The sequence below is a fragment of the Streptomyces sp. HD genome, assembly GCF_028369295.1.
Classification (GTDB): Bacteria; Actinomycetota; Actinomycetes; order Streptomycetales; family Streptomycetaceae; genus Streptomyces.
On the sequence record NZ_JAQMYP010000094.1, the window covers coordinates 1 to 20,151 of the forward strand.

Genomic DNA, 20,151 nt, shown 5'->3' on the forward strand with positions numbered 1-20,151 from the left:
GGGGCCCCGCCCCCCCCCCCCCGCCGCGGGCGGGCCCCGGTCAGCCGCAGCCGCAGGACGCGAGCGCCGTTGCCGCTGCGTCCAGGGCCGACTGCGCCGCCCCGGGGTTCGTCGTGTTCGACGCCAGGAACGCGAAGGCCAGGAGGCGGCCGTCCTGGTCGACGGCCGTGCCGGCCAGCGTGTTCACGCCGGTCAGGGTGCCGGTCTTGGCTCGGACGATGCCTGCCGCACCGTCGGTGTAGCGGCTGGTCAGGGTCCCGGTGAAGCCGGCTACCGGGAGGCCGGTGAGGGTGGGGCGCAGTTCGGGGTGGTCGGGGTCGGCGGCCTTGGCGAGGAGGGCGGTGAGGAGGTCGGCCGTCAGTTTGTCGGCGCGGTCGAGGCCGCTGCCGTCCTTGAAGGCGGAGCCGGACACCGGGAGTCCGAGCCTCTTCAGCCGGTCCCGGATCGCGGCGTCGGCGCCGTCGAAGTCGGCGCGTCGGCCGCCGGCCACTGCGGTGTGGCGGGCCAGGGCCTCGGCGATGTCGTTGTCGCTGTTGGTGAGCATGCGTTCGACCAGGGCGGACAGCGGGGGCGAGGCGGCCTCGGCGAGCGACTCGGCCCGGTTGGTGGCCTTGGAGGGGCCGGGGGAGGTGGTCTTGATGCCGCGGTCGGCGAGGAAGGACGCGAACTTGGTCGCCGCGTCCTTCGCCGGATCCGCCACCCGGGGTACCGGTCCCCTGGTGGAGTCGTCGGTGCGGGCCTCGTCGGCCATCAGGGCGGTGACCCGGGCGAGGTTGTCGTTGACCCCGATGCGGTGCAGTTCGGGGCCGGCGTAGAGGGTCGTGTCGTAGGAGAGGGTGACCTCGCGCAGGTCCTGCTTCTTCAGCTTCTTGGCGGTGGCGGCGGCGAGTTCGCGCAGGCTCGCCCAGCCGCCGGAGTCCTCGCGGGCCGTCAGCGTGGGGTCGCCGCCGCCGACCAGGACGAGTTCCTTGGTGCCGGGTTCCAGGGCGGTGCGGGTGGTGAGGCGGTGGTCGGGGCCGAGGGCGGCGAGGGCGGCCGCGGCGGTGGCGATCTTCGTCGTGGAGGCCGGGGTGAGGGCCTGACCGGCTCCGTCGCCGTAGAGGCGCCTGCCGCTCGCCACGTCCACGACGGCTGCCGTCCGGCTGCCGAGTTCGGGGGCGTCCAGGAGCGGGCCCAGGACGCCGGCCAGGGCCTTGCCGTTCGGGGCCGACTTCACGGTGCTGGTGCCGCCGAGTCCGGTGAGGACGGAGGCCGCGCTGGGGGCGGGAAGGGGGGCCGCCGTCACCGTATCGGACGTATCGGTACTACGGCCGTGATCTGCGCCACCTGCACGCTCCTGGGCGACCGCCCGGTCCCGCTCGGCCGTACGCTGACCGGTGGAGTCCCAGGGACCGGCGGTGGTCACCACTCCGGCGGCCAGTGCCAGTCCGGCGGTGGCGGCGCCCGCGGTGTACTGCCAGGTCTTCGGCCCCGTGATCCGCGCGGCCTGCGGGGAGACGGCTCGTGCGAGCCGTGCCACCCGTGGTTTCGCGGCCGTCGCGGCGCGTGCGAGACGAGGGCGTACGGCCTCCGCGGCCCGTGCCAGACGCGGTCGTACGGCGTCCGCGATCCGCGCCACATGCGGTCTCTCGGCTCGCCACGGCCTCAGTTCTGGCACGATCACCAGCCCCTTTCGCGATCACACACCTGCGTGAGGGACACTTAACCACCAGAACTATGTGCTGATCATGGAGGAGCCACCGGTGGAGTTCGACGTCACGATCGAGATTCCGAAGGGTTCGCGGAACAAGTACGAGGTGGACCACGAGACCGGTCGGATCCGCCTGGACCGTCGACTCTTCACCTCGACCGCCTACCCGACCGACTACGGCTTCGTCGAGAACACCCTCGGCGAGGACGGCGACCCGCTGGACGCGCTCGTCATCCTGGACGAGCCGACGTTCCCGGGCTGCCTCATCAAGTGCCGCGCGATCGGCATGTTCCGGATGACGGACGAGGCCGGCGGCGACGACAAGCTGCTGTGCGTCCCGGCGACGGACCCGCGCCAGGAGCACCTGCGCGACATCCACCACGTGTCGGAGTTCGACCGCCTGGAGATCCAGCACTTCTTCGAGGTGTACAAGGACCTGGAGCCCGGCAAGTCCGTCGAGGGCGCCGACTGGGTGGGCCGCACCGAGGCCGAGGCCGAGATCGAGCGGTCCTACAAGCGCTTCAAGGACCAGGGCGGCCACTGAGACCCCCCTGGCTTTTGGCCATCCGAACGGGCTGTACGCGTGCGCGTGCAGCCCGTTCGTGTGTCTGTGCGCATACTGAGTGACGGCAGGAGGTGTCGTACAAGGAGTGCTACGCAGGTGACGGACGCGGAGGACCGCAAGCCGCAGTCGGACGAGGCGAGGATGGCCTTCGCGCCGCCCGCCGGCGTCGAGGTGGGGGACAGCGAGTCGGAGACCACGTCCGAGTTCGCGCTGCCCAAGGGGCTGGACGTGCCGCAGGCGCCGGTCCAGGAGCACGAGGGATCGGCGTTCAGCACGCCGAGCGGCTACAGCATCGAGGACGCCCCGACCGCGTTCACACCCGCCACCGGCATCCCGAAGATAAGCCTGACCAAGGACCTGCCCTGGCAGGACCGGATGCGGACGATGCTGCGCATGCCGGTGGCCGAACGGCCCGCGCCGGAGCGGATGCCGAAGGCGGAGGAAGAGGGTCCGGCCGTCCCGCGCGTGCTCGACCTGACCCTGCGTATCGGCGAGCTGCTGCTGGCGGGCGGTGAGGGCGCGGAGGACGTGGAGGCCGCGATGTTCGCGGTCTGCCGCTCCTACGGCCTGGACCGGTGCGAGCCGAACGTCACCTTCACGCTGCTGTCGGTCTCGTACCAGCCGTCGCTGGTGGACGACCCGGTGTCGGCGTCGCGTACGGTGCGGCGGCGCGGCACCGACTACACGCGTCTGGCGGCCGTGTTCCAGCTCGTGGACGACCTCAGCGACCCGGAGACCCACATCTCCCTGGAGGAGGCCTACGGGCGGCTCGCGGAGATCCGCCGCAACCGGCACCCGTATCCGACCTGGGTGCTGACCGGGGCGAGCGGACTGCTCGCGGGCGCGGCCTCCGTGCTGGTCGGCGGTGATCTGATCGTGTTCATCGCGGCCATGCTGGGCGCGATGCTCGGCGACCGCCTGGCGTGGCTGTGCGCGGGGCGCGGGCTGCCGGAGTTCTACCAGTTCACGGTGGCCGCGATGCCGCCGGCCGCGATCGGGGTCGCGCTGACACTGGCGCACGTCGACGTGAAGGCGTCCGCGGTCATCACCGGTGGGCTGTTCGCGCTGCTGCCCGGGCGGGCGCTGGTGGCGGGCGTGCAGGACGGGCTGACCGGCTTCTACATCACCGCCTCCGCGCGACTGCTTGAGGTCATGTACTTCTTCGTCGGCATCGTCATCGGGGTGCTGGTGATCCTCTACTTCGGCGTGAACCTGGGCGCCAGGCTCACCCCGGACGAGGCACTGCATGCCCCCGAGCGGCCGTACTGGCAGATCGCCGCGTCGATGCTGTTGTCCCTGACCTTCGCGGTGCTGCTCCAGCAGGAACGGTCCACCGTGCTCGCCGTGACGCTCAACGGGGGTGTCGCGTGGGTGGTGTACGGCGCGATGTACTACGTCGGGGAGTTCTCCGCCGTTGCCTCCACGGCTGCCGCCGCGGGGCTGGTGGGGTTGTTCGGGCAGTTGCTGTCCCGGTACCGATTCGCTTCCGCCCTGCCCTATACGACCGCTGCGATCGGGCCCCTGCTGCCAGGCTCCGCCACGTATTTCGGGCTGCTGTGGATCGCCCAGAACGATGTCAACCAGGGCCTCGTCTCGCTGGCCACGGCCGCCTCCTTGGCCATGGCCATCGCGATCGGAGTGAACCTGGGGTCGGAGATCTCCCGGCTCTTCCTGCGGTCCCCGGGCGCGGCCACGGCCGCGAGCCGTCGCGCGGCCAAGCGGACACGAGGCTTCTGAGACCGGCCTCTGCTCTCCCGGCACACGCCGCAAGATCATTCAGTGATGGATGTCACATACATCGGACACCGTGGACGGCCGGTAGTCACGGCGCCCCCGATGCGGGGATTCAATACACAGACATATCGCTTTTACCTGATGTGGAAAACCGCCCTCCGTTTACCCTCCGTCACCCCGCCCGATATCCGCCCGGACATAAGCCCTGCCTCGCCGCCAGACCATCCCCTAGCCTCCGTCAGGACCACACAAGACCGTTTTTCAATTCGGGGATGAAACGTGAAAACTGCAATGCCACGAGTCACCAGGAAGGCATTCGCCACGGTCGCGGCGCTCGCCGGCGCCCTCGCGCTGTTCGGGCCTGCCGCGGCCGCCGAAGCGGCTCCCGTGAAGGCGGACCGGGCGTCCAAGTGCGGCTCGCTCGACAACGGCGAGCTGTGCCTCTACGGCCCGGAGTCGGTCTCCGGTGACTACACCACCGAGTACTGCAGGACCGGTGGGTCGGGCACGATCAACGTGCAGTTCGGCTACCAGATCGACGGCGGAAGCCGTGTCTGGGACGGCTGGGACAACCAGTTCATCGCGGCCGGGAATTGCGGTTCCTACAAGAGGCACCTCAGCAACCTGGGTTCTGACGACCGTATCCGCGGCATCATGATGACCGACGGAAAGGTCTATGTGACCAGGTGGATGTTCGTCGGCTGAGCCGACGTCTGCGGGACCGGCCTTGGTGCCGGTCCCGCATTTTTTCGTGGCCTGTCAAAGGCCCTCGTCGTATCAGTAGCCCTCGTTGTAGGGGTACGGCTGGTTCTGCTGGTTCTGCTGGGCGCCGTGCGGCTGCTGCTGGCCGTATCCCTGCGGGTACTGCTGGGCGTACGGCTGCTGCGGGGGCTGGGGGTCGTAGTACTGCTGGTCGTAGCCGTACTGCTGCCCGCCCTGGTTGCCGTACTGCTGCCCGCCCTGGTCGCCGTACTGCTGGTGGCCCGAATTCCCGTACGGCTGCTGGGGCTGGTCGTTGGACGGGATGCGGCGCAGCTGGGTGGTCGCGTCGTCCATCTGCGGGGGCTGGTGCTGGGCGGGGGCCGGGGTCTCGGCCGCCGCGCGCTTCTTCTTGGCGCGCTCGCGCAGGTACTCGATGATGATCGGGACCACGGAGACGAGGACGATCAGGACGAGGATCGCCTCGACGTTCTTGTTGATGAACTCGATCTGGCCGAGCCAGTAGCCGGCGAGGGTGACGCCGGTGCCCCAGGCGACGCCGCCGATGACGTTGTACGTGAGGAACGTGCGGTACCGCATGCGGCCGGCGCCCGCCACGATGGGGGCGAAGGTGCGCACGATCGGCACGAAGCGGGCGAGGACGATCGCCTTGGGGCCGTACTTCTCCATGAACTCGTGCGCCTTGTCCAGGTTCTCCTGCTTGAAGAGCTTGGAGTTGGGGCGGTTGAAGAGCTTCGGCCCGAAGAACTTGCCGATCATGTAGCCGACCTGGTCGCCGATGACGGCGGCCAGCACGATGAGCGTGCAGACCAGCCACAGAGGCTGGCTGATGTAGTTGCCCTCCGCCACGAACAGGCCCGCCGTGAAAAGCAGGGAGTCACCGGGCAGGAACGCGAAGAGGCCGGACTCGGCGAAGACGATCAGCAGGATGCCGGGCAGGCTGAAGGTCTGGATCAGATAGTCCGGGCTGAGCCACTCGGGGCCGAGCGCAAGCGTGGTCACGGGAATGTGGCTCCTGCTGGGTGGGGACGGGCGGGCTGTGGCTGACAGCTCAACGTACCAACGTGGCACTGGCCGCCCAGGTTCCATGGACCCCCTCAGGATGCACTGTGGCCCTGCTGGGACAAAGCTGTCAGTCATGGGCATCGACGAATACGGCGGCGGGCAGGGGCCCCAGCCAGACGTTCTGGTAGTGACCACGAACGACATTCCCGGCTACCGGGTCACCCAGGTGATCGGCGAGGTCTTCGGGCTGACCGTGCGTTCGCGGCACCTCGGCTCACAGATCGGCGCCGGACTGAAGTCACTGGTCGGCGGTGAGCTCAGGGGGCTCACCAAGACCCTGGTGGAGACCCGCAACCAGGCCATGGAGCGACTCGTCGAACAGGCACGCGCGCGTGGCGCCAACGGCGTGCTGGCGTTCCGGTTCGACGTGACCGAGGCGGCCGACGTGGGCACCGAGGTGTGCGCCTACGGGACGGCGGTGGTCCTGGCCCGGGAGTGACCCGTACGGGGTCCCGGGCCAGGGGTCACGAGGTCTGGCGGGCGGCGTTCGCCAGGATCGCGTCGTGCAGGTACGCCGCGAGGCCGGTGCGGATGTTGTCGTACATCGCGGTGAAGCGCGGGTCGGCGACGTACATCTCGCCCAGGCAGGTGTGCATCTGGTGCGAGCAGTCGTAGTACGTGCCGGTGATGAAGCGGCGGTGCTCCTCCGCCGCGTCCATCGCCGCCGCGGAGTCGGCCGGTGTGCCGTCCGCCATCAGGTCGGCCATGCGCCGGTGGATGGCGTCCATCTTCTCGTTGATGCGCTTCCAGTCCTCCTTGGTGTACGAGGCCGTGCGCTGCTGTGACTGCCGGTAGGCGTCGGTGTGCCCCCAGCGCTCGCGCACCTCGTCCTCGTACTGGTCGGGGTCGTGGTCCCCGAACACCTCGAACTTCTCCTCGGGCGTGAGGTTGAGTCCCATCTTGCGTGCCTCCATGGCGTGCTCCACGGCCGCCGCCATCTTCTGCAGCTTCTCGATCCGGGCGGTCAGCAGCTCGTGCTGGCGGCGCAGGTGTGCGCGCGGGTCCGCTTCCGGGTCGTCCAGCAGGGCGGCGACCTCTTCGAGCGGGAAGCCGAGCTCGCGGTAGAACAGGATCTGCTGCAGCCGGTCGAGGTCGACGTCGCTGTAGCGCCGGTGGCCCGCGTGGCTGCGCTCGCTGGGCGCGAGCAGGCCGATGTCGTCGTAGTGGTGCAGGGTGCGCACCGTCACTCCGGCGAATCCGGCGACCTGTCCTACGGAGTAGCTCACTTCCGCTCCCTTCTCGGTACGCACTTAACGGTGCGTCCTCACGCGGCGTGAGGTGCAAGCCCGGCGGCACGGTTCTACCGTCGATTACATGCCACTGCATCGAGGGGACAGCACAGCACCTGACGACAAGGGCGACGGGCGCAGGCTCGCCGTCAACCCGTTCTACGGCGAGGCGAACCCGGCCGGCGGCATGACCCAGGCGCCGCCCAGGCATCGCCTGCCCGACACTCCCCTGCCGCCGTCCACGGCGTATCAGCTGGTCCATGACGAGCTGATGCTGGACGGCAACTCCCGGCTCAACCTGGCCACCTTCGTCACCACGTGGATGGAGCCGCAGGCCGGGATCCTGATGGGCGAGTGCCGCGACAAGAACATGATCGACAAGGACGAGTACCCGCGCACAGCCGAGCTGGAACGGCGCTGTGTGGCGATGCTCGCGGACCTGTGGCACGCGCCCGACCCGGCGGCCGCCGTCGGCTGTTCGACGACCGGGTCGAGCGAGGCGTGCATGCTCGCCGGGATGGCGCTGAAACGGCGCTGGGCGCGGCGCAACGCCGACCGGTACCCCAGTGCCCGGCCCAACCTGGTGATGGGTGTCAACGTCCAGGTCTGCTGGGACAAGTTCTGCAACTTCTGGGAGGTGGAGCCCCGTCTGGTCCCGATGGAGGGCGAGCGGTTCCATCTGGATCCGCAGGCGGCGGCCGAGCTGTGCGACGAGAACACCATCGGTGTCGTCGGCATCCTGGGCTCGACCTTCGACGGGTCGTACGAGCCGATCTCGGAGCTGTGCGCGGCCCTGGACGCCCTCCAGGAGCGGACCGGGACCGACGTCCCCGTGCATGTCGACGGCGCGTCCGGCGCCATGGTCGCGCCGTTCCTGGACGAGGACCTGATCTGGGACTTCCGGCTGCCGAGGGTCGCCTCGATCAACACCTCGGGGCACAAGTACGGGCTCGTCTACCCGGGTGTCGGCTGGGCTCTGTGGCGGGACCGGGAGGCGCTGCCCGAGGAGCTCGTCTTCCGCGTCAACTACCTGGGCGGCGACATGCCGACCTTCGCGCTCAACTTCTCCCGGCCGGGCGCCCAGGTCGTGGCCCAGTACTACTCGTTCCTGCGGCTGGGCCGCGACGGGTACCGGGCGGTGCAGCAGGCCTCGCGGGACGTGGCCGCAAAGGTCGCCGACGCCGTGCAGCAGCTGGGCGACTTCCGGCTGCTGACCAGGGGCGACGAGCTGCCGGTGTTCGCCTTCACAACGGCCCCGGAGGTGACGGCGTACGACGTGTTCGACGTCTCCCGGCGGCTGCGCGAGAAGGGCTGGCTGGTCCCGGCGTACACCTTCCCGCCGAACCGCGAGGACCTGTCCGTCCTGCGGGTCGTCTGCCGCAACGGCTTCTCCGAGGACCTCGCCGAACTGTTCGTGGAGGACCTGACCCTGCTGCTGCCGGAGCTGCGCCGACAGCCGCACCCCCTGACCCGGGACAAGGGGGCGGCCACCGGCTTCCACCACTGAGGCGCGTCCGGCGAGCTACCGGTTCTGGCGGGCTATCAGTTCTGGCGGGCTATCGGCTCTGGCGGGCGAACCGGCGTACGGCGAGAGGGAAGAACACGGCCAGGAGCAGCAGCGGCCATACGGTCGCCGCCGCGACATGCTCCGTACCCGTGCCGCGGAACAGGTCCCGTGCGGCGCTGGCCGTGTGGGACATCGGGTTCCACTCGACGACCGTGCCCAGCCAGCCGGGCATGGTCCCGGGCAGGGCGAGCGCGTTGGACAGGAAGCCGACCGGCCAGACGAGGATCTGCACCGCCTGCACCAGCTCCGGCTTCCCGGCCACCATCGCCAGGTGGATGCCGATCCACAGCATGGCGAACCGGAACAGCAGGAGCAGTCCCATGGCGCCCAGGACGGCCCCGGGGCCGCCGTCCGCGCGCCAGCCGAGCGCGAGGCCGACGCCCATGAGGACGAGCATGGCCAGCGTCGACTGGAGCATGTCGGCCACCGAACGGCCCACCAGGACCGCCCCGTTGGCCATCGGCATGGACCGGAAGCGGTCGATCACGCCCTTGTTGAGGTCCTGGGTGACCGCGATCATCGTGCCCTCCAGCCCGAAGGCCATGGTGAGCGCGAGCATGCCGGGCAGCAGATAGTCGAGGTAGTCGCCCTGGACGTCCCGGCCGCCGCCGATGAGGTAGCCGAACATCAGCAGCAGCATCACCGGGAAGACCAGGTTGACCACGACCTGCACGGGTTGCCGCGCCCAGTGGGCGAGTTCGCGGCGGGTCATCGTCCAGGAGTCGGTCAGTGCGTAGGCGTGGGTGCTCACGCGGCCTCCTTGACCCGGTGGTCGCCCCCGGTGAGGTGCAGGAACACCTCGTCCAGCGTCGGCCTGCGCAGCGCGACGTCCACCGCCTCGATTCCGGCCTCCTCCAAGGCGTGCACGACGCCGGAGAGCGCCGCCATCCGGTCGGTGACCGGGGCGCTGAGCAGACGTCGGTCGGGGTCGACGCGCACGTCGTCCTTCGGTACGGGCAGCAGGGCCACGGCGGCGCCCAGTTGACCGGCGTCGCGCAGGACGACGTCGATGCGGTCGCCGCCGGTCAGCGCCTTCAGCTCGTCGGCGGTGCCGTCGGCGATGACCCGGCCGGCGTCGACGACCGAGATGCGGTGGGCGAGTTGGTCGGCCTCCTCCAGGTACTGCGTGGTCAGCAGGACGGTCGTGCCGCCGCCGACCAGGGAGCGGACCGCGGACCAGACCTCGGCGCGGCCGCGCGGGTCGAGTCCGGTGGTGGGTTCGTCCAGGAAGAGCACCTCCGGGTCGGTGATGAGTGAGGCGGCCAGGTCCAGGCGCCGGCGCATGCCGCCGCTGTACTGCCTGACCGGCTTGCGGCCGGTGTCGGCGAGGCCGAAGCGCTCCAGGAGCTCGTCGGCCCGCACGCGCGCGTGGCGGGCACCCAAGTGGTAGAGGCGGCCGAACATCTCCAGGTTCTGGTGACCGCCCAACTCCTCGTCGAGGGCGGCGTGCTGGCCGAGCAGGCCGATGCGCAGACGCACCTCGTACGCCTGGCGCAGCACGTCGTGCCCGGCCACCTCGACGCGTCCGGCGTCCGGCCACAGCAGGGTGGACAGGATCCGGACGAGTGTTGTCTTGCCCGCGCCGTTCGGCCCGAGCACTCCGTGCACCGTGCCGCGCGCGACCGTGAGGTCGAGCCCGTCCAGTGCGTTCTTGCCGGCTTTGCCGCCGTACTTCTTGCGTGCCCCTTCGACGGTGATCGCCGCGTCGGCCACTGAGAGACCCCCTCGCTAGTCAAACTTGACTACCAGATCGAAGGTAAACCCGACTCGCAGAGTTAGTCAAACTTGATTAGAGGGCGTCCCCGGGATGGGGCTCCCCCGTCGCGTACGGGTTCTCCTCACCCTCGGCCAGCACGCCGACGAACGGGTCGCCCTCGTCGGCGAAGGTGTACGCGCCCCGTTCGAGCCGCTCGATCAGCCCGACGGTCCAGTCCCTCTCGGAGTCCGCCGTGTGGACCCACATATTCATGATCTCGCCGATGTGGCCGAGCTGCTCGGGCCCGTCCTCGGGCACGTAGTGGGCCACGACGGAGGCCCGCCACTCCTCGATCCGCCGGGTCCGCTCCTTCAGCAGGGTCACGGTCTCGGCCCTCGGCAGGTCGACCATGAAGCCGAGGGCCGCCGTCTTCACGTCGCCCCGCTGGTCGTACGTGACCAGCGCGTCGCGCAGCAGCGTGAGGTACTCCTCGGTGCCCTTGTCCGTGAGTTCGTACTCCGTGCGCGGCGGCCCGCCGGCCGTGGACGGTGCGATCTCGTGCGCGTGCAGCAGCCCTTGCTTCGCCATCTGCTTCAGGGCGTGATAGATCGAGCCGGGCTTGGCGTGGGACCACTCGTGCGCGCCCCAGTACTCCAGGTCGTTGCGCACCTGATAGCCGTGGGCACGGCCGTGCATACGGACCGCACCGAGCACGAGGAGACGGATCGCTGACATACGGTCCAGGTTAGGGCCGCGGCGGCCAGGGACCGAGGTCAGCCCCGGGGAGCGCGGCCCGAACCGCTCAGAAGGGGAAGCCGCTCCGGCCGTGCTGAACCGAGATCCACTTGATCGTGGTGAACGCGTCCAGCATCGTGTCGCCGTTCAGCCGGCCGAGGCCGGAGTGCTTCTCGCCGCCGAAGGGCACGATCGGCTCGTCGTGGACGGTGCCGTCGTTGACGTGGAACATGCCGGTGTCGATCTGCTTGGCGAAGGAGACGCCGCGCTCGATGTCACCGGTGTGGACGGCGCCGCTCAGGCCGTACGGGGTGTCGTTGACGAGGCGTACGGCCTCCTCCTCGCCGTCGAAGGTGACGAGGAAGGCGACCGGGCCGAAGATCTCCTGGTGGAGGAGCGGCGAGTCGGCGGGGAGGCCGGTCAGGACCGACGGCTCGACCAGGTTGTCCGTCGTCGTGCCGCGCACCAGGGCCGTCGCGCCCTCGGCGATGGCCTGCTCGACCACGGCCGAGATGGAGTCCGCCTGGGAGGAGTTGATGACCGGGCCGATCACCGTCTCGGGGTCGCGCGGGTCGCCGGCCTTGAGGGACTTCACCTTGGCGACGAACTTCTCGGTGAACTCGTCGGCGATCGAGCGGTCGACCAGGACACGGTTCGCGGCCATGCAGACCTGGCCCTGGTGGACGTACCGGCTGAAGACCGCCGCGTCGACCGCGTAGTCGATGTCGGCGTCGTCCAGGACCACCAGCGCGCTGTTGCCGCCGAGTTCGAGGACCGAGCGCTTGAAGTGCGAGGCGCAGACGGTGGCGACGTGGCGGCCCACCTTGTCGGAGCCGGTGAAGGAGATGACCTTCGGGACCGGGTGCTCGATGAAGGTGTCGCCTATCTCGGCGATGTCCGTGATGACGACGTTGAGGAGACCGGCGGGCAGGCCCGCGTCCTCGAAGATCTTCGCGACCAGGGAGCCACCGCAGATCGGTGTGTTCTGGTGCGGCTTCAGCACCACGCCGTTGCCGAGCGCGAGCGCCGGGGCGACCGACTTGAGGGAGAGCAGGAAGGGGAAGTTGAAGGGGCTGATGACACCCACGACGCCGACCGGGACACGGTAGACGCGGTTCTCCTTGCCGTCCGTCGGGGACGGGATGATCCTGCCCTCGGGACGCAGCGCCAGGTGGACCGCCTCGCGCAGGAACTCCTTGGCGAGGTGGAGTTCGAAGCCCGCCTTCAGCCGGGTACCGCCGAGCTCGGCGATGATCGCCTCGGCGATCTCCTGCTCACGGTCCTCGATCAGCCGCAGCGCCTTCTCGAAGACGGCACGGCGGGCGTACGGATTGGTGGCGGCCCACTGCTTCTGGGCGCGGGCGGCCGCCTTGTAGGCGTCGTCGACCTCGTCGACCGTGGCTATGGTGATCGACGCCAGCTTCTCACCGTCGTACGGATTGAAGTCGATGATGTCCCAGGAACCTGTGCCCGGGCGCCACTCACCGTCGATGTACTGCTGAGCCAGGTCGGTGAAGTAGGACGACATGTGATCCCTCAATCCCTAGCGGACACCCGAGCAGACACCCGATCGGCGTCGGCGCCATCGCGATCGTCTTCACGGTCTGATCACACGTCATCGTACTTGCGATTCAGGCGAGTTGAAGGAGTCCACTCAAGACAGTTGAAGCAGTCCACGCAGCAGGTCCCGGCTCTCGTCCGGACCCGGGCTGTCCTGCTGGAGCTCCTTCAGCGCCTTCTCGTACTGGGCGACGTCCTCGTGCTTGTCGAGGTAGAGCGCGCTGGTGAGCTGTTCCAGGTACACGACGTCGGAGAGGTCCGACTCCGGGAAGCTGAGGATGGTGAAGGCACCGGACTCGCCGGAGTGGCCGCCGAAGCTGAACGGCATGACCTGCAGCCGTACGTTCGGGTGCTCGGAGACCTCGATCAGGTGCTGGAGCTGACCGCGCATCACCTCGCGGTCGCCGTAGGGGCGGCGCAGGGCGGCCTCGTCCAGGACGATGTGGAACTCGGGGGCGTTCTCGGAGACGAGGTACTTCTGCCGTTCCAGGCGCAGCGCCACCCGCTTTTCGATGTCGGACCTGCTCGCGCCCTTCATCCCGCGCTCGACGACCGCGCGCGCGTACGCCTCGGTCTGCAGCAGGCCGTGCACGAACTGCACCTCGTACACGCGGATCAGGCTGGCCGCGCCCTCCAGGCCGACGTAGGTGGGGAACCAGCTGGGCAGGACGTCCGAGTAACTGTGCCACCAGCCCGCGACGTTGGCCTCGCGGGCGAGGGAGAGGAGCGAGTTGCGCTCCGCGTCGTCCGAGATGCCGTACAGCGTCAGCAGATCCTCGACGTCACGTGTCTTGAAGCTCACCCGGCCCAGCTCCATCCGGCTGATCTTCGACTCGGAGGCTCGGATCGAGTAACCCGCAGCCTCGCGCGTGATCCCGCGTGCTTCCCGCAGTCGCCTCAGTTGCGAGCCGAGCAGCATGCGCCGCACCACCGATCCGGGCTCTCCCGCGCTCACGTTCGCCAGCCTCCCCAACCGTCTTCAGGGCCCGCAGTCTGCCACTAAATCACTTCGAGCAGTACTCGTCCGATTACAGAGATGGAAAGAAGACAAAGATTCCTCTCAGGAGAGGGTGGCGGACAGGCAAGGAGAGGGCGAGAAGTTGGCGGAAAAAATGGCCAACAAGCGGTACGGGAACGTCCAATTCGGTCACGTGCACGTGCATCTGCCCTTGCATCTGCTCTGCGCATCAGAAACCATGGTCCCGCGCAACCGCTGCATCGCAACGACCGCGAATTCCCGGGAGTGCCTCGCATGGGGACGAATGGATCGACCATGCTCAAGCCGTTACGGCAGGGCCTTCCGCCGCTGGATCCCGCAGCCGTGTCCAACGCCGCCTCCTGCGCTCTGCCCGCCCGCTACGAAGCGGTGCGTGAGGCCCGGAAGTTCACTCGGCGCACCCTTGACCAGTGGGAACTGGGATACCACTTCGACGACGTCTGCCTCGTGGTCTCGGAGCTGGTGACCAACGCGCTGCGACACGCGCTGCCGGCGAACGCGCCGCGGATGGCCGACCAGCCGCCACCGGTGCGGCTGCATCTGATGCGCTGGACGGAGCGGCTGGTGTGCGCGGTGCGCGATCCCAGTCACGACAGTCCGGTCGCGCGCGACTCCGACGACTTCTCCGCGGAGTCGGGGCGGGGGCTGTTCCTCGTCGACTCCTTCAGCGACAGCTGGGGGTGGCATCCGATGGCGGGGACGCTGAGCGGCAAGGTGGTCTGGGCGCTGTTCCGGCTACAGGGCCCGTCGGCCACCGCCTCGGCCCCGGCTCCAACGGAATGACGAACCGCGGCGCTTGTCCACGCCGCGGTTCTACGCGCGTTACGGTGGGCGATGAGGGCGTTACGGCGCGGAAGGTGCCGTTTGCCCGGGGAGCCGCCCCGGCTTGTCAGCCTGCGACCAGGTGGTCGAACTCGCCGTCCTTGATGCCCAGGAGCATGGCCTCGATCTCGGCCCGGGTGTAGACGAGGGCCGGGCCGTCCGGGAAACGCGAGTTGCGTACGGCCACCTCACCCCCGGGGAGCCGGGCGAACTCCACGCAGGAGCCCTGGGAGTTGCTGTGCCTGCTCTTCTGCCAGGCCACCCCGGTCAGAGCCGTGGCTGCCATGCCGTTGTACACGTCGTGGTCCACAGGTCGCTCCCCGGTGGTGCGGTGACTCGAAGGCCATTGATGCGAGAGGTGATGCAGTGGTCGTGCAGAGGTCAACTGCTCCCGGATCATAGCTCTGTTTCACGTGCACCTGCATGAGCAGATGCACGTGCACGCGGGGTGTTCCTGCGGTTACTCCTGTGACGTACGCGGCCCTATATGCGTTCCAGCGCATGCCCCAGGGATCGCATCACATACGTGCGGCCAGCCGCGCGTGGATGGATTCCCTCGTGCACTAGGAAGAGACGCGTTCCGCGCCTTTGTTGTTCCAAACTCCAAGTACCGTTCCGCTTGGCGGAGTTGGCCAGTGCAGCGCCGGGCATGCGCCGGGGTCAGCGGCTCGCGTACGGCAGCAGGGCCATTTCGCGGGCGTTCTTGATCGCATTTGCCAGTTGGCGTTGCTGCTGGGCCGTCACTCGGGTGACCCGGCGGCTGCGGATCTTGCCGCGGTCGGAGAGGAAGCGGCGCAGGAGGTCGGTGTCCTTGTAGTCGATGTACGTGATGCCGGCCTGGTCCAGGGGGTTGGGGCGGGACTTGACCGGCTTGCGGGTGGGGGTGCGGGGCACTGTCAGACCTCCAGGAGGGTGTCGAAGGCGGGCGGGAGTCGTTTCCAGGCGGCGCGGCCCGCGGCGTACTCGGCGTCGGTGAGGAGGCAGGACTCCAGCAGGTGGCACAGGCCGTCCCGGTCGAGGCCGGGGGACGTGAAGACCAGGTGCTGGCAGCAGTCCCCGTGCTCGGGGTGCCAGTCCAGCGCGGCGGCGGCCCGGCGGACCGGCGGGACCATGTCCCAGGCCGCGTCGGGGAGCGAGGCGAGCCAGGGGCCCGCGCTCTCCACGCAGAGCGCACCGCCGGCCGCGTCCCAGTGGAGCAGGACGTCGGGCTTGTCGGCGAGCCAGAAGCGGCCCCGGCTGCGGGCCGCGGCGCAGGTGATGTCCTCCAGGGCGTCGTACAGCCGCTCGGGATGGAAGGGCCGGTCGCGGTGCCAGACCAGGGTGGACACACCGTGCGCGTCCGCCTCGGCGGGGAGCAGGGCGCATGCCGGGTGCTGGGCCGCGGCGGCCGATTCGACGTCGAAGCCCGCGAGGGCCGCCTGGGCGAGCGAGGAGAGGGAGCGGCGGCGCGGGGCGGGCACCGTCAGGTCATCGGCGAGTGCGGCCGTGGGGACGGTGTGGGTGATCGGGACCTGGCGGGCCGTGGGGTGGAGCTGGGCCAGCAGTTCGCGGTCCTCGTCGTCGGCCTCCGGGGAGTCGGCGACGGCGAGGACGGGGGCGTATTCGAGCTGGCGGGCGAAGGTGTCGGCGACCGTGCGCTGATCCGTCGCCGCGGCGGCCAGGCCCCGTTCGGCCAGGTCGTCGCCGTTGCCCAGATAGGGAAGGACCAGCGCCGGGTCCACCGCGGTGATCACGCCGGTGAGCGTGAGGCCGCCCGCCGTGACCACCTCGGCCATCGCCTTGGGCTCCACCGATTCCCACAGCTCGACGATCGCCATCCGGGTGGTGCCCGCGTCCCGGATGCTGCGCAGCTCCGGCACCAGGTCCTCGCGCAGGGCGCAGCAGGCGCAGTCGTTGACCAGGGGCGCCTCTCCCGCGCTGATGACGCCGGCGGCGTCCCGGATCGTCCGTACGACCGTGCCGGCCGCCGCCGACGCCAGGTCGTGGTGGAGTACGACGCTGTCGGGGACGTCGGCGAGCAGCCGGTCCACGGCCGCCCTGCGGGCGTCGGCGTGCAGTCCGCCGACGATCACGACGGAGAGCTCGGGCACGTCGTCAGCCCTGCTTTCCGTAGCGGCGCTCGAAGCGCTCGACGCGGCCGGCCGTGTCCAGGACGCGGGCCGTGCCGGTGTAGAAGGGGTGACTGACGTTCGAGATCTCGACGTCGACGACCGGGTAGGTGTTGCCGTCCTCCCACTCGATCGTCTTCCCGGCCGGTGCGCCGGCCAGCGTCGAGCGGGTCAGGAAAGCGTGGTTCGCGGCGCGGTCGCGGAAGACGACGGGGCCGTAGGCGGGGTGGATTCCCTTGCGCATGGCGGTGCTCAGCGCTCCTCTCGGAAGTCGACGTGGCGGCCGGCGACGGGGTCGTACTTGCGCAGGGTCATACGGTCCGGGTCGTTGCGGCGGTTCTTGCGGGTCACGTAGGTGTAGCCGGTGCCGGCGGTGGACCGGAGCTTGATGACCGGGCGGAGTTCGTTGCGTGCCATGCTGCTATCTTACTGAAAATGAATTCCATTAACAGTAGCCAGCGAGGAGAGGTTCGTCACCTGTGTCCGCCCACTGCATGCTGACCGGCGCCCGCCCCGGGTTCGGCAAGTCCATTTCCCACTCGCATCGGCGGACCTCCCGCCGCTTCGACCCCAACATCCAGTCCAAGCGCTACTGGCTGCCCGGCGAGGGCCGGTATGTGCGACTGCGGCTGAGCGCCAAGGGGATCAAGACCGTTGACGCGATCGGCGTCGAGGCCGCCGTCGCCCGTATCCGCGCCCGGGGAGTGAAGGTCTGATGGCCAAGAAGAGCAAGATCGCGAAGAACCAGCAGCGACAGGAGGTCGTCGCCCGGTACGCCGCGCGGCGCGCCGAGCTGAAGGAGATCATCCGCAGGCCGTCCTCCAGTGACGCCGAACGGCTCGCCGCCCAGCGCGAGTTGCGCGGGCAGCCGAGGGACGCGAGCGCCACGCGCGTACGCAACCGGGACCAGGTGGACGGGCGGCCCCGCGGGTACTTCCGCGCCTTCGGGCTGTCCCGGGTGTCGCTGCGGGGGCAGGCGCACGCCGGGTATCTGCCGGGAGTGCGCAAGGCGTCCTGGTAGGCGGGCAGATCCTGGGCGGGCAGGTCCTGGGGTCCGGACCGGACTCCCTGGTAACTTGCTGCGGTCGTTTCGGTCCCGGTGGCCGGATCGGCCCGTATGCCGACCGCTACAGCTTGGGAGCTTCCAGTGACCTCGGCGACTTTCTCGCGCACGCGCACGATGTCGGGCCGGCGGATGCGGGGTGCGGCCGTGGCCGTGTCCCTGGCGGGCGCGCTCGTCCTCACCGCGTGCAGCGGTGACGGCGGCTCCGACTCGGACTCCGGCGCCAAGGACGACTCGACCGGTGCCAGTGCCTCCGCCGGTGCCTCCGCCGGTGCCGACACGGGCGGTGGCAGCGGAGGGTCCGGGTCCAGCGCCGCCGGCCTGGAGGGCAGCTGGCTCGCCACAGCCGACGGCAAGGCCGTTGTGCTCATGATCCACGGCAAGGAGGCCGCGCTCTTCGCGACCGGCGGGACCGTGTGCAACGGGACCGCCGGTGAGGAGGGCGGGATGCAAATGATCCGCCTCAAGTGCCCCGACGGCAGCAAGGACCGCACGTCGGGGATGGTCGACTCCGTCGGCAAGACGTCACTGAAGGTGACCTGGGAGGGCGGCGTCGGCGCCGAGTCCTATGTCAAGGGTGACGGCGCGAAGCTGCCTACGGGGCTGCCCACGGCCGGTCTGGGATCGTGATGTCCGATCGGTGCCACTCCGGTCACCGACGTCACCTCCAGAGGACCCCATGCGCACCACTTCCGTCCCCGCCGCCGCCCTCGCCACCCTCGCCGCGGCCCTTCTCCTGACTTCCTGCGGCGACGGCGGGGAGGGTGGGGCCGGGGACAACCGCCAGGACAGCAAGGCCGGTTCCGCCTGCCGGATCAGCGAGATGGCCGTGCAGGTCGGACCCGCCAACGCCGCCCCGGCCGCCGGGGACACCGGCAACCTGCCCGTCACCCTCACCAACCGCAGCGGCGCCGAGTGCACGCTGGACGGGCTGCCCACCGTCGAGTTCCACGCCCGCGGCGCCTCGACCGCCGTCAAGCCCCACGAGGCCGCCGACGCGAGGAAGACGACCCTCGCGAAGGAGGGCGTCACGTCCTTCACCCTGACCTATGTCCGGGGCGAGGGGGGCGGCACCAAGAGCCTCCCCGTGGGCATGGCGAGGCTCTACCTGCCCGGGTCCACCGAGGCACACGGCTTCAAGTGGTCGTACGGCGATGTCGCGCTGAAGAGCGACGGGCGGACGCCGGACGCCTCGGTGACCGGGTTCCAGCAGGCCGGCGACTGACGGACCGGTCCGCGGTTGTCAGCGCAGCGGCCGGCGGGGGTGGACCTGGGCCCGGTCGGCCGCCTCGGCACCTTCCACCCAGCCGGCCTCGTCGCTGACGCCGCGCAGGCGGGTCGTGGTCGTCTCGGGGAACATGCGGTCCAGGCGGTCGGTGACCGCAACCTCTCGGGTGGCGAGGACCGGGAGCAGGTCCTGGGTCACCTGAGTCCGGGCCGCCGCCGTCAGGTTGGTGCCGATGCGATGGGCGTAGGCCGCCAGGAACGACTGCCGGAAGGTCTTGGTCCGCTTGCGGCCGCCCGCGCGCTGTGCCGCCTCCGCCCTGGTCATCGCGGTCTGCGCCTGCACCAGGAGTGAGGTGTAGAGAAGCTCGACCACCTCCAGGTCGGCCTCGAAACCGACGACCGTGGAGAAGCCGAACGCCTCGTTCCACACGGCACGGCAGTGGTTGGCGCTCGCGACCGCGTCCAGCAGGACGGCCTTCGCCTGCTCGTACGGCGGTTCCACCCCGATCCGGCAGGCGCCGGGGGTGTCGTGCGACGGTGACTGCGCGTCCAGCAGCGCCTCGTCGACGCTGTGCCGGGCCATCAGCTCCTGCGCCTTGGCCGTGAGCGCCTCCGCCTCCTCGGGGAAGCCGGTCGCCTCCGCCTTCGCCAGCAGCGCACGGATGCGGGTGAGCATGCGGGACTCGGGCCTGGAGGACCTGGCGCCGGAGGACTTGGCGGTCGGTTCCGCCGCCTCTTCCAGGGGTTCCAGCGCCGGCAGACGGAGCAGGAGGCGGTAGAGCTCCAGGACTGCGGTCGCGTGCGAGAAGCGGTCCGTGCGGGGCGCGGGCTCGGCGGGCAGGTCGGCGAGCTGGGCCTGCCAGCGCGGGCCGCGGGGGCGGTCGTGCGGCCGCTCGTCGCGGATCAGCGCCGCGAGCAGTCGTACGTGTACGTCGTCCAGGTCCCGGCGTGCGAGCCGCATGACGTCCGCCGGCTGCCAGCCACGTCGCCAGGCGGCCGCCACGAACTCCCGGCCGCGCCGGGCCAGTTCGGCGTCCGAGCCGGGGTCGGCGGCGAGGAGGGAGGCGCCGGTGTCGAGGGCGGTGTGGCCGGTGTCGTAGAGGGCGGCCCCGAAGGCGCGGTCGACTGTGCTGGGCGTACTCACCAAGGGATCGTAATCGCCCCCACCTGATGTCAACCACGGGTTGACACCCCATGAGCGTCAACCTACGGTTGACACATGTCGACGAACCCGAGCACCACGTCATCCGTACGACTCGACGAACTCATCGAGGCCATCAAGAAGGTCCACGACGAGCCCCTCGACCAGCTCCAGGACGCGGGGGGGGGGGGGGGGGGGCGGGGGGGGGGGGGGGGGGGGGGGGGGGGGGGGG

At 69.9% G+C, this 20,151-nt stretch carries 24 protein-coding genes; 10 read left to right on the top strand and 14 right to left on the bottom strand.

The window, feature by feature from the left end; translation table 11 throughout:
• Positions 1 to 40 precede the first annotated feature (40 nt).
• Positions 41 to 1,663 (bottom strand): D-alanyl-D-alanine carboxypeptidase/D-alanyl-D-alanine endopeptidase, encoded by a 1,623-nt coding sequence (gene dacB / locus POF73_RS44185; RefSeq protein ID WP_443049764.1) that lies wholly within the window; start codon positions 1,661 to 1,663, stop codon positions 41 to 43.
• Positions 1,664 to 1,742: 79 nt separating this feature from the next.
• Here dacB and POF73_RS44190 point away from each other — a divergent pair, with 79 nt between their 5' ends.
• The 3 genes from POF73_RS44190 to POF73_RS44200 all read left to right on the top strand — a co-directional run bounded on the left by POF73_RS44190 (position 1,743) and on the right by POF73_RS44200 (position 4,694).
• Entirely contained in the window at positions 1,743 to 2,234 is a 492-nt protein-coding gene (locus POF73_RS44190; protein WP_015658794.1) for an inorganic diphosphatase, read from the top strand.
• A 117-nt stretch (positions 2,235 to 2,351) separates the two neighbouring features.
• The gene (locus tag POF73_RS44195; protein ID WP_272125099.1) at positions 2,352 to 3,992 is read left to right on the top strand and encodes a threonine/serine ThrE exporter family protein; all 1,641 of its coding nucleotides are present in this window, start codon (positions 2,352 to 2,354) and stop codon (positions 3,990 to 3,992) included.
• A 288-nt stretch (positions 3,993 to 4,280) separates the two neighbouring features.
• Complete coding sequence (locus POF73_RS44200) at positions 4,281 to 4,694, top strand: hypothetical protein (protein WP_272125100.1); 414 nt, start codon at positions 4,281 to 4,283, stop codon at positions 4,692 to 4,694.
• A gap of 72 nt (positions 4,695 to 4,766) precedes the next feature.
• Here the strand turns inward: POF73_RS44200 and POF73_RS44205 are convergent, their stop codons facing one another.
• The gene (locus POF73_RS44205) at positions 4,767 to 5,711 is read right to left on the bottom strand and encodes a DedA family protein (protein ID WP_272125102.1); all 945 of its coding nucleotides are present in this window, start codon (positions 5,709 to 5,711) and stop codon (positions 4,767 to 4,769) included.
• Between the two features lie 136 nt (positions 5,712 to 5,847).
• On the opposite strand from POF73_RS44205, the gene POF73_RS44210 reads away from it, so the two are divergent.
• On the top strand, positions 5,848 to 6,213 hold the full coding sequence (locus tag POF73_RS44210; protein ID WP_272125103.1) for a YbjQ family protein: 366 nt from the start codon (positions 5,848 to 5,850) through the stop codon (positions 6,211 to 6,213).
• 25 nt (positions 6,214 to 6,238) lie between these two features.
• Here the strand turns inward: POF73_RS44210 and POF73_RS44215 are convergent, their stop codons facing one another.
• A complete protein-coding gene (locus POF73_RS44215) occupies positions 6,239 to 7,000 on the bottom strand; it encodes a MerR family transcriptional regulator (protein ID WP_272125104.1) in 762 nt (253 codons plus the stop codon).
• Between the two features lie 88 nt (positions 7,001 to 7,088).
• On the opposite strand from POF73_RS44215, the gene POF73_RS44220 reads away from it, so the two are divergent.
• Positions 7,089 to 8,510 (top strand): glutamate decarboxylase, encoded by a 1,422-nt coding sequence (locus POF73_RS44220; RefSeq protein WP_272125105.1) that lies wholly within the window; start codon positions 7,089 to 7,091, stop codon positions 8,508 to 8,510.
• Positions 8,511 to 8,559: 49 nt separating this feature from the next.
• Here POF73_RS44220 and POF73_RS44225 read toward each other — a convergent pair whose 3' ends face one another.
• The 5 genes from POF73_RS44225 to POF73_RS44245 all read right to left on the bottom strand — a co-directional run bounded on the left by POF73_RS44225 (position 8,560) and on the right by POF73_RS44245 (position 13,480).
• Complete coding sequence (locus tag POF73_RS44225; protein ID WP_272125122.1) at positions 8,560 to 9,282, bottom strand: ABC transporter permease; 723 nt, start codon at positions 9,280 to 9,282, stop codon at positions 8,560 to 8,562.
• A 35-nt stretch (positions 9,283 to 9,317) separates the two neighbouring features.
• Entirely contained in the window at positions 9,318 to 10,283 is a 966-nt protein-coding gene (locus tag POF73_RS44230) for an ATP-binding cassette domain-containing protein (RefSeq protein ID WP_272125107.1), read from the bottom strand.
• Positions 10,284 to 10,359: 76 nt separating this feature from the next.
• Positions 10,360 to 11,001 (bottom strand): PadR family transcriptional regulator, encoded by a 642-nt coding sequence (locus tag POF73_RS44235; protein ID WP_272125108.1) that lies wholly within the window; start codon positions 10,999 to 11,001, stop codon positions 10,360 to 10,362.
• A gap of 67 nt (positions 11,002 to 11,068) precedes the next feature.
• Entirely contained in the window at positions 11,069 to 12,529 is a 1,461-nt protein-coding gene (locus tag POF73_RS44240) for an aldehyde dehydrogenase family protein (protein WP_272125109.1), read from the bottom strand.
• 126 nt (positions 12,530 to 12,655) lie between these two features.
• The gene (locus POF73_RS44245; protein WP_272125123.1) at positions 12,656 to 13,480 is read right to left on the bottom strand and encodes a helix-turn-helix domain-containing protein; all 825 of its coding nucleotides are present in this window, start codon (positions 13,478 to 13,480) and stop codon (positions 12,656 to 12,658) included.
• 333 nt (positions 13,481 to 13,813) lie between these two features.
• Here POF73_RS44245 and POF73_RS44250 point away from each other — a divergent pair, with 333 nt between their 5' ends.
• Positions 13,814 to 14,341, top strand: coding sequence for an ATP-binding protein (locus POF73_RS44250; RefSeq protein WP_272125110.1), 528 nt, complete (start codon positions 13,814 to 13,816; stop codon positions 14,339 to 14,341).
• Positions 14,342 to 14,447: 106 nt separating this feature from the next.
• On the opposite strand, the gene POF73_RS44255 is transcribed toward POF73_RS44250, so the two are convergent.
• From POF73_RS44255 to rpmG, 5 genes are all read right to left on the bottom strand, one after another.
• Positions 14,448 to 14,666, bottom strand: coding sequence for a DUF397 domain-containing protein (locus POF73_RS44255; protein ID WP_272125124.1), 219 nt, complete (start codon positions 14,664 to 14,666; stop codon positions 14,448 to 14,450).
• A gap of 374 nt (positions 14,667 to 15,040) precedes the next feature.
• Positions 15,041 to 15,274 carry a 30S ribosomal protein S18 gene (rpsR, locus tag POF73_RS44260; RefSeq protein WP_272125111.1) on the bottom strand — a complete coding sequence of 78 codons (234 nt, stop codon included), beginning with the start codon at positions 15,272 to 15,274 and terminating at the stop codon, positions 15,041 to 15,043.
• Positions 15,275 to 15,276: 2 nt separating this feature from the next.
• The gene (locus POF73_RS44265) at positions 15,277 to 16,470 is read right to left on the bottom strand and encodes a CobW family GTP-binding protein (RefSeq protein WP_272125112.1); all 1,194 of its coding nucleotides are present in this window, start codon (positions 16,468 to 16,470) and stop codon (positions 15,277 to 15,279) included.
• Between the two features lie 4 nt (positions 16,471 to 16,474).
• Positions 16,475 to 16,732 carry a type B 50S ribosomal protein L31 gene (locus tag POF73_RS44270; RefSeq protein WP_272125113.1) on the bottom strand — a complete coding sequence of 86 codons (258 nt, stop codon included), beginning with the start codon at positions 16,730 to 16,732 and terminating at the stop codon, positions 16,475 to 16,477.
• Between the two features lie 8 nt (positions 16,733 to 16,740).
• The gene (gene rpmG / locus POF73_RS44275) at positions 16,741 to 16,905 is read right to left on the bottom strand and encodes a 50S ribosomal protein L33 (RefSeq protein ID WP_030573688.1); all 165 of its coding nucleotides are present in this window, start codon (positions 16,903 to 16,905) and stop codon (positions 16,741 to 16,743) included.
• Between the two features lie 62 nt (positions 16,906 to 16,967).
• On the opposite strand from rpmG, the gene rpmB reads away from it, so the two are divergent.
• The 4 genes from rpmB to POF73_RS44295 all read left to right on the top strand — a co-directional run bounded on the left by rpmB (position 16,968) and on the right by POF73_RS44295 (position 18,776).
• Positions 16,968 to 17,204: a 50S ribosomal protein L28 gene (rpmB, locus tag POF73_RS44280; RefSeq protein ID WP_272125117.1), complete on the top strand. Its 237-nt coding sequence runs from the start codon at positions 16,968 to 16,970 to the stop codon at positions 17,202 to 17,204.
• Positions 17,204 to 17,509 carry a 30S ribosomal protein S14 gene (rpsN, locus tag POF73_RS44285; RefSeq protein WP_272125118.1) on the top strand — a complete coding sequence of 102 codons (306 nt, stop codon included), beginning with the start codon at positions 17,204 to 17,206 and terminating at the stop codon, positions 17,507 to 17,509. The genes rpmB and rpsN overlap by 1 nt, the downstream gene beginning before the upstream one ends.
• Before the next feature lie 174 nt (positions 17,510 to 17,683).
• The gene (locus POF73_RS44290; RefSeq protein WP_272125125.1) at positions 17,684 to 18,181 is read left to right on the top strand and encodes a hypothetical protein; all 498 of its coding nucleotides are present in this window, start codon (positions 17,684 to 17,686) and stop codon (positions 18,179 to 18,181) included.
• 49 nt (positions 18,182 to 18,230) lie between these two features.
• On the top strand, positions 18,231 to 18,776 hold the full coding sequence (locus tag POF73_RS44295; RefSeq protein WP_272125119.1) for a DUF4232 domain-containing protein: 546 nt from the start codon (positions 18,231 to 18,233) through the stop codon (positions 18,774 to 18,776).
• Positions 18,777 to 18,794: 18 nt separating this feature from the next.
• Here the strand turns inward: POF73_RS44295 and POF73_RS44300 are convergent, their stop codons facing one another.
• Positions 18,795 to 19,922, bottom strand: coding sequence for a DUF2786 domain-containing protein (locus tag POF73_RS44300; RefSeq protein ID WP_272125120.1), 1,128 nt, complete (start codon positions 19,920 to 19,922; stop codon positions 18,795 to 18,797).
• Between the last annotated feature and the right edge of the window lie 229 nt (positions 19,923 to 20,151).

Bases quoted from the DNA above. Each gene is read 5' to 3' on its own strand.
- POF73_RS44200 (WP_272125100.1), top strand. From the start codon at position 4,281: ATGCCACGAGTCACCAGGAAGGCATTCGCCACGGTCGCGGCGCTCGCC.
- POF73_RS44210 (WP_272125103.1), top strand. From the start codon at position 5,848: ATGGGCATCGACGAATACGGCGGCGGGCAGGGGCCCCAGCCAGACGTT.
- POF73_RS44220 (WP_272125105.1), top strand. From the start codon at position 7,089: ATGCCACTGCATCGAGGGGACAGCACAGCACCTGACGACAAGGGCGAC.
- POF73_RS44225 (WP_272125122.1), bottom strand. From the start codon at position 9,282: ATGACCCGCCGCGAACTCGCCCACTGGGCGCGGCAACCCGTGCAGGTC.
- POF73_RS44235 (WP_272125108.1), bottom strand. From the start codon at position 11,001: ATGTCAGCGATCCGTCTCCTCGTGCTCGGTGCGGTCCGTATGCACGGC.
- POF73_RS44240 (WP_272125109.1), bottom strand. From the start codon at position 12,529: ATGTCGTCCTACTTCACCGACCTGGCTCAGCAGTACATCGACGGTGAG.
- POF73_RS44245 (WP_272125123.1), bottom strand. From the start codon at position 13,480: ATGCTGCTCGGCTCGCAACTGAGGCGACTGCGGGAAGCACGCGGGATC.
- POF73_RS44250 (WP_272125110.1), top strand. From the start codon at position 13,814: ATGGGGACGAATGGATCGACCATGCTCAAGCCGTTACGGCAGGGCCTT.
- POF73_RS44255 (WP_272125124.1), bottom strand. From the start codon at position 14,666: ATGGCAGCCACGGCTCTGACCGGGGTGGCCTGGCAGAAGAGCAGGCAC.
- POF73_RS44270 (WP_272125113.1), bottom strand. From the start codon at position 16,732: ATGCGCAAGGGAATCCACCCCGCCTACGGCCCCGTCGTCTTCCGCGAC.
- rpmG (WP_030573688.1), bottom strand. From the start codon at position 16,905: ATGGCACGCAACGAACTCCGCCCGGTCATCAAGCTCCGGTCCACCGCC.
- rpsN (WP_272125118.1), top strand. From the start codon at position 17,204: ATGGCCAAGAAGAGCAAGATCGCGAAGAACCAGCAGCGACAGGAGGTC.
- POF73_RS44290 (WP_272125125.1), top strand. From the start codon at position 17,684: ATGCGGGGTGCGGCCGTGGCCGTGTCCCTGGCGGGCGCGCTCGTCCTC.
- POF73_RS44295 (WP_272125119.1), top strand. From the start codon at position 18,231: ATGCGCACCACTTCCGTCCCCGCCGCCGCCCTCGCCACCCTCGCCGCG.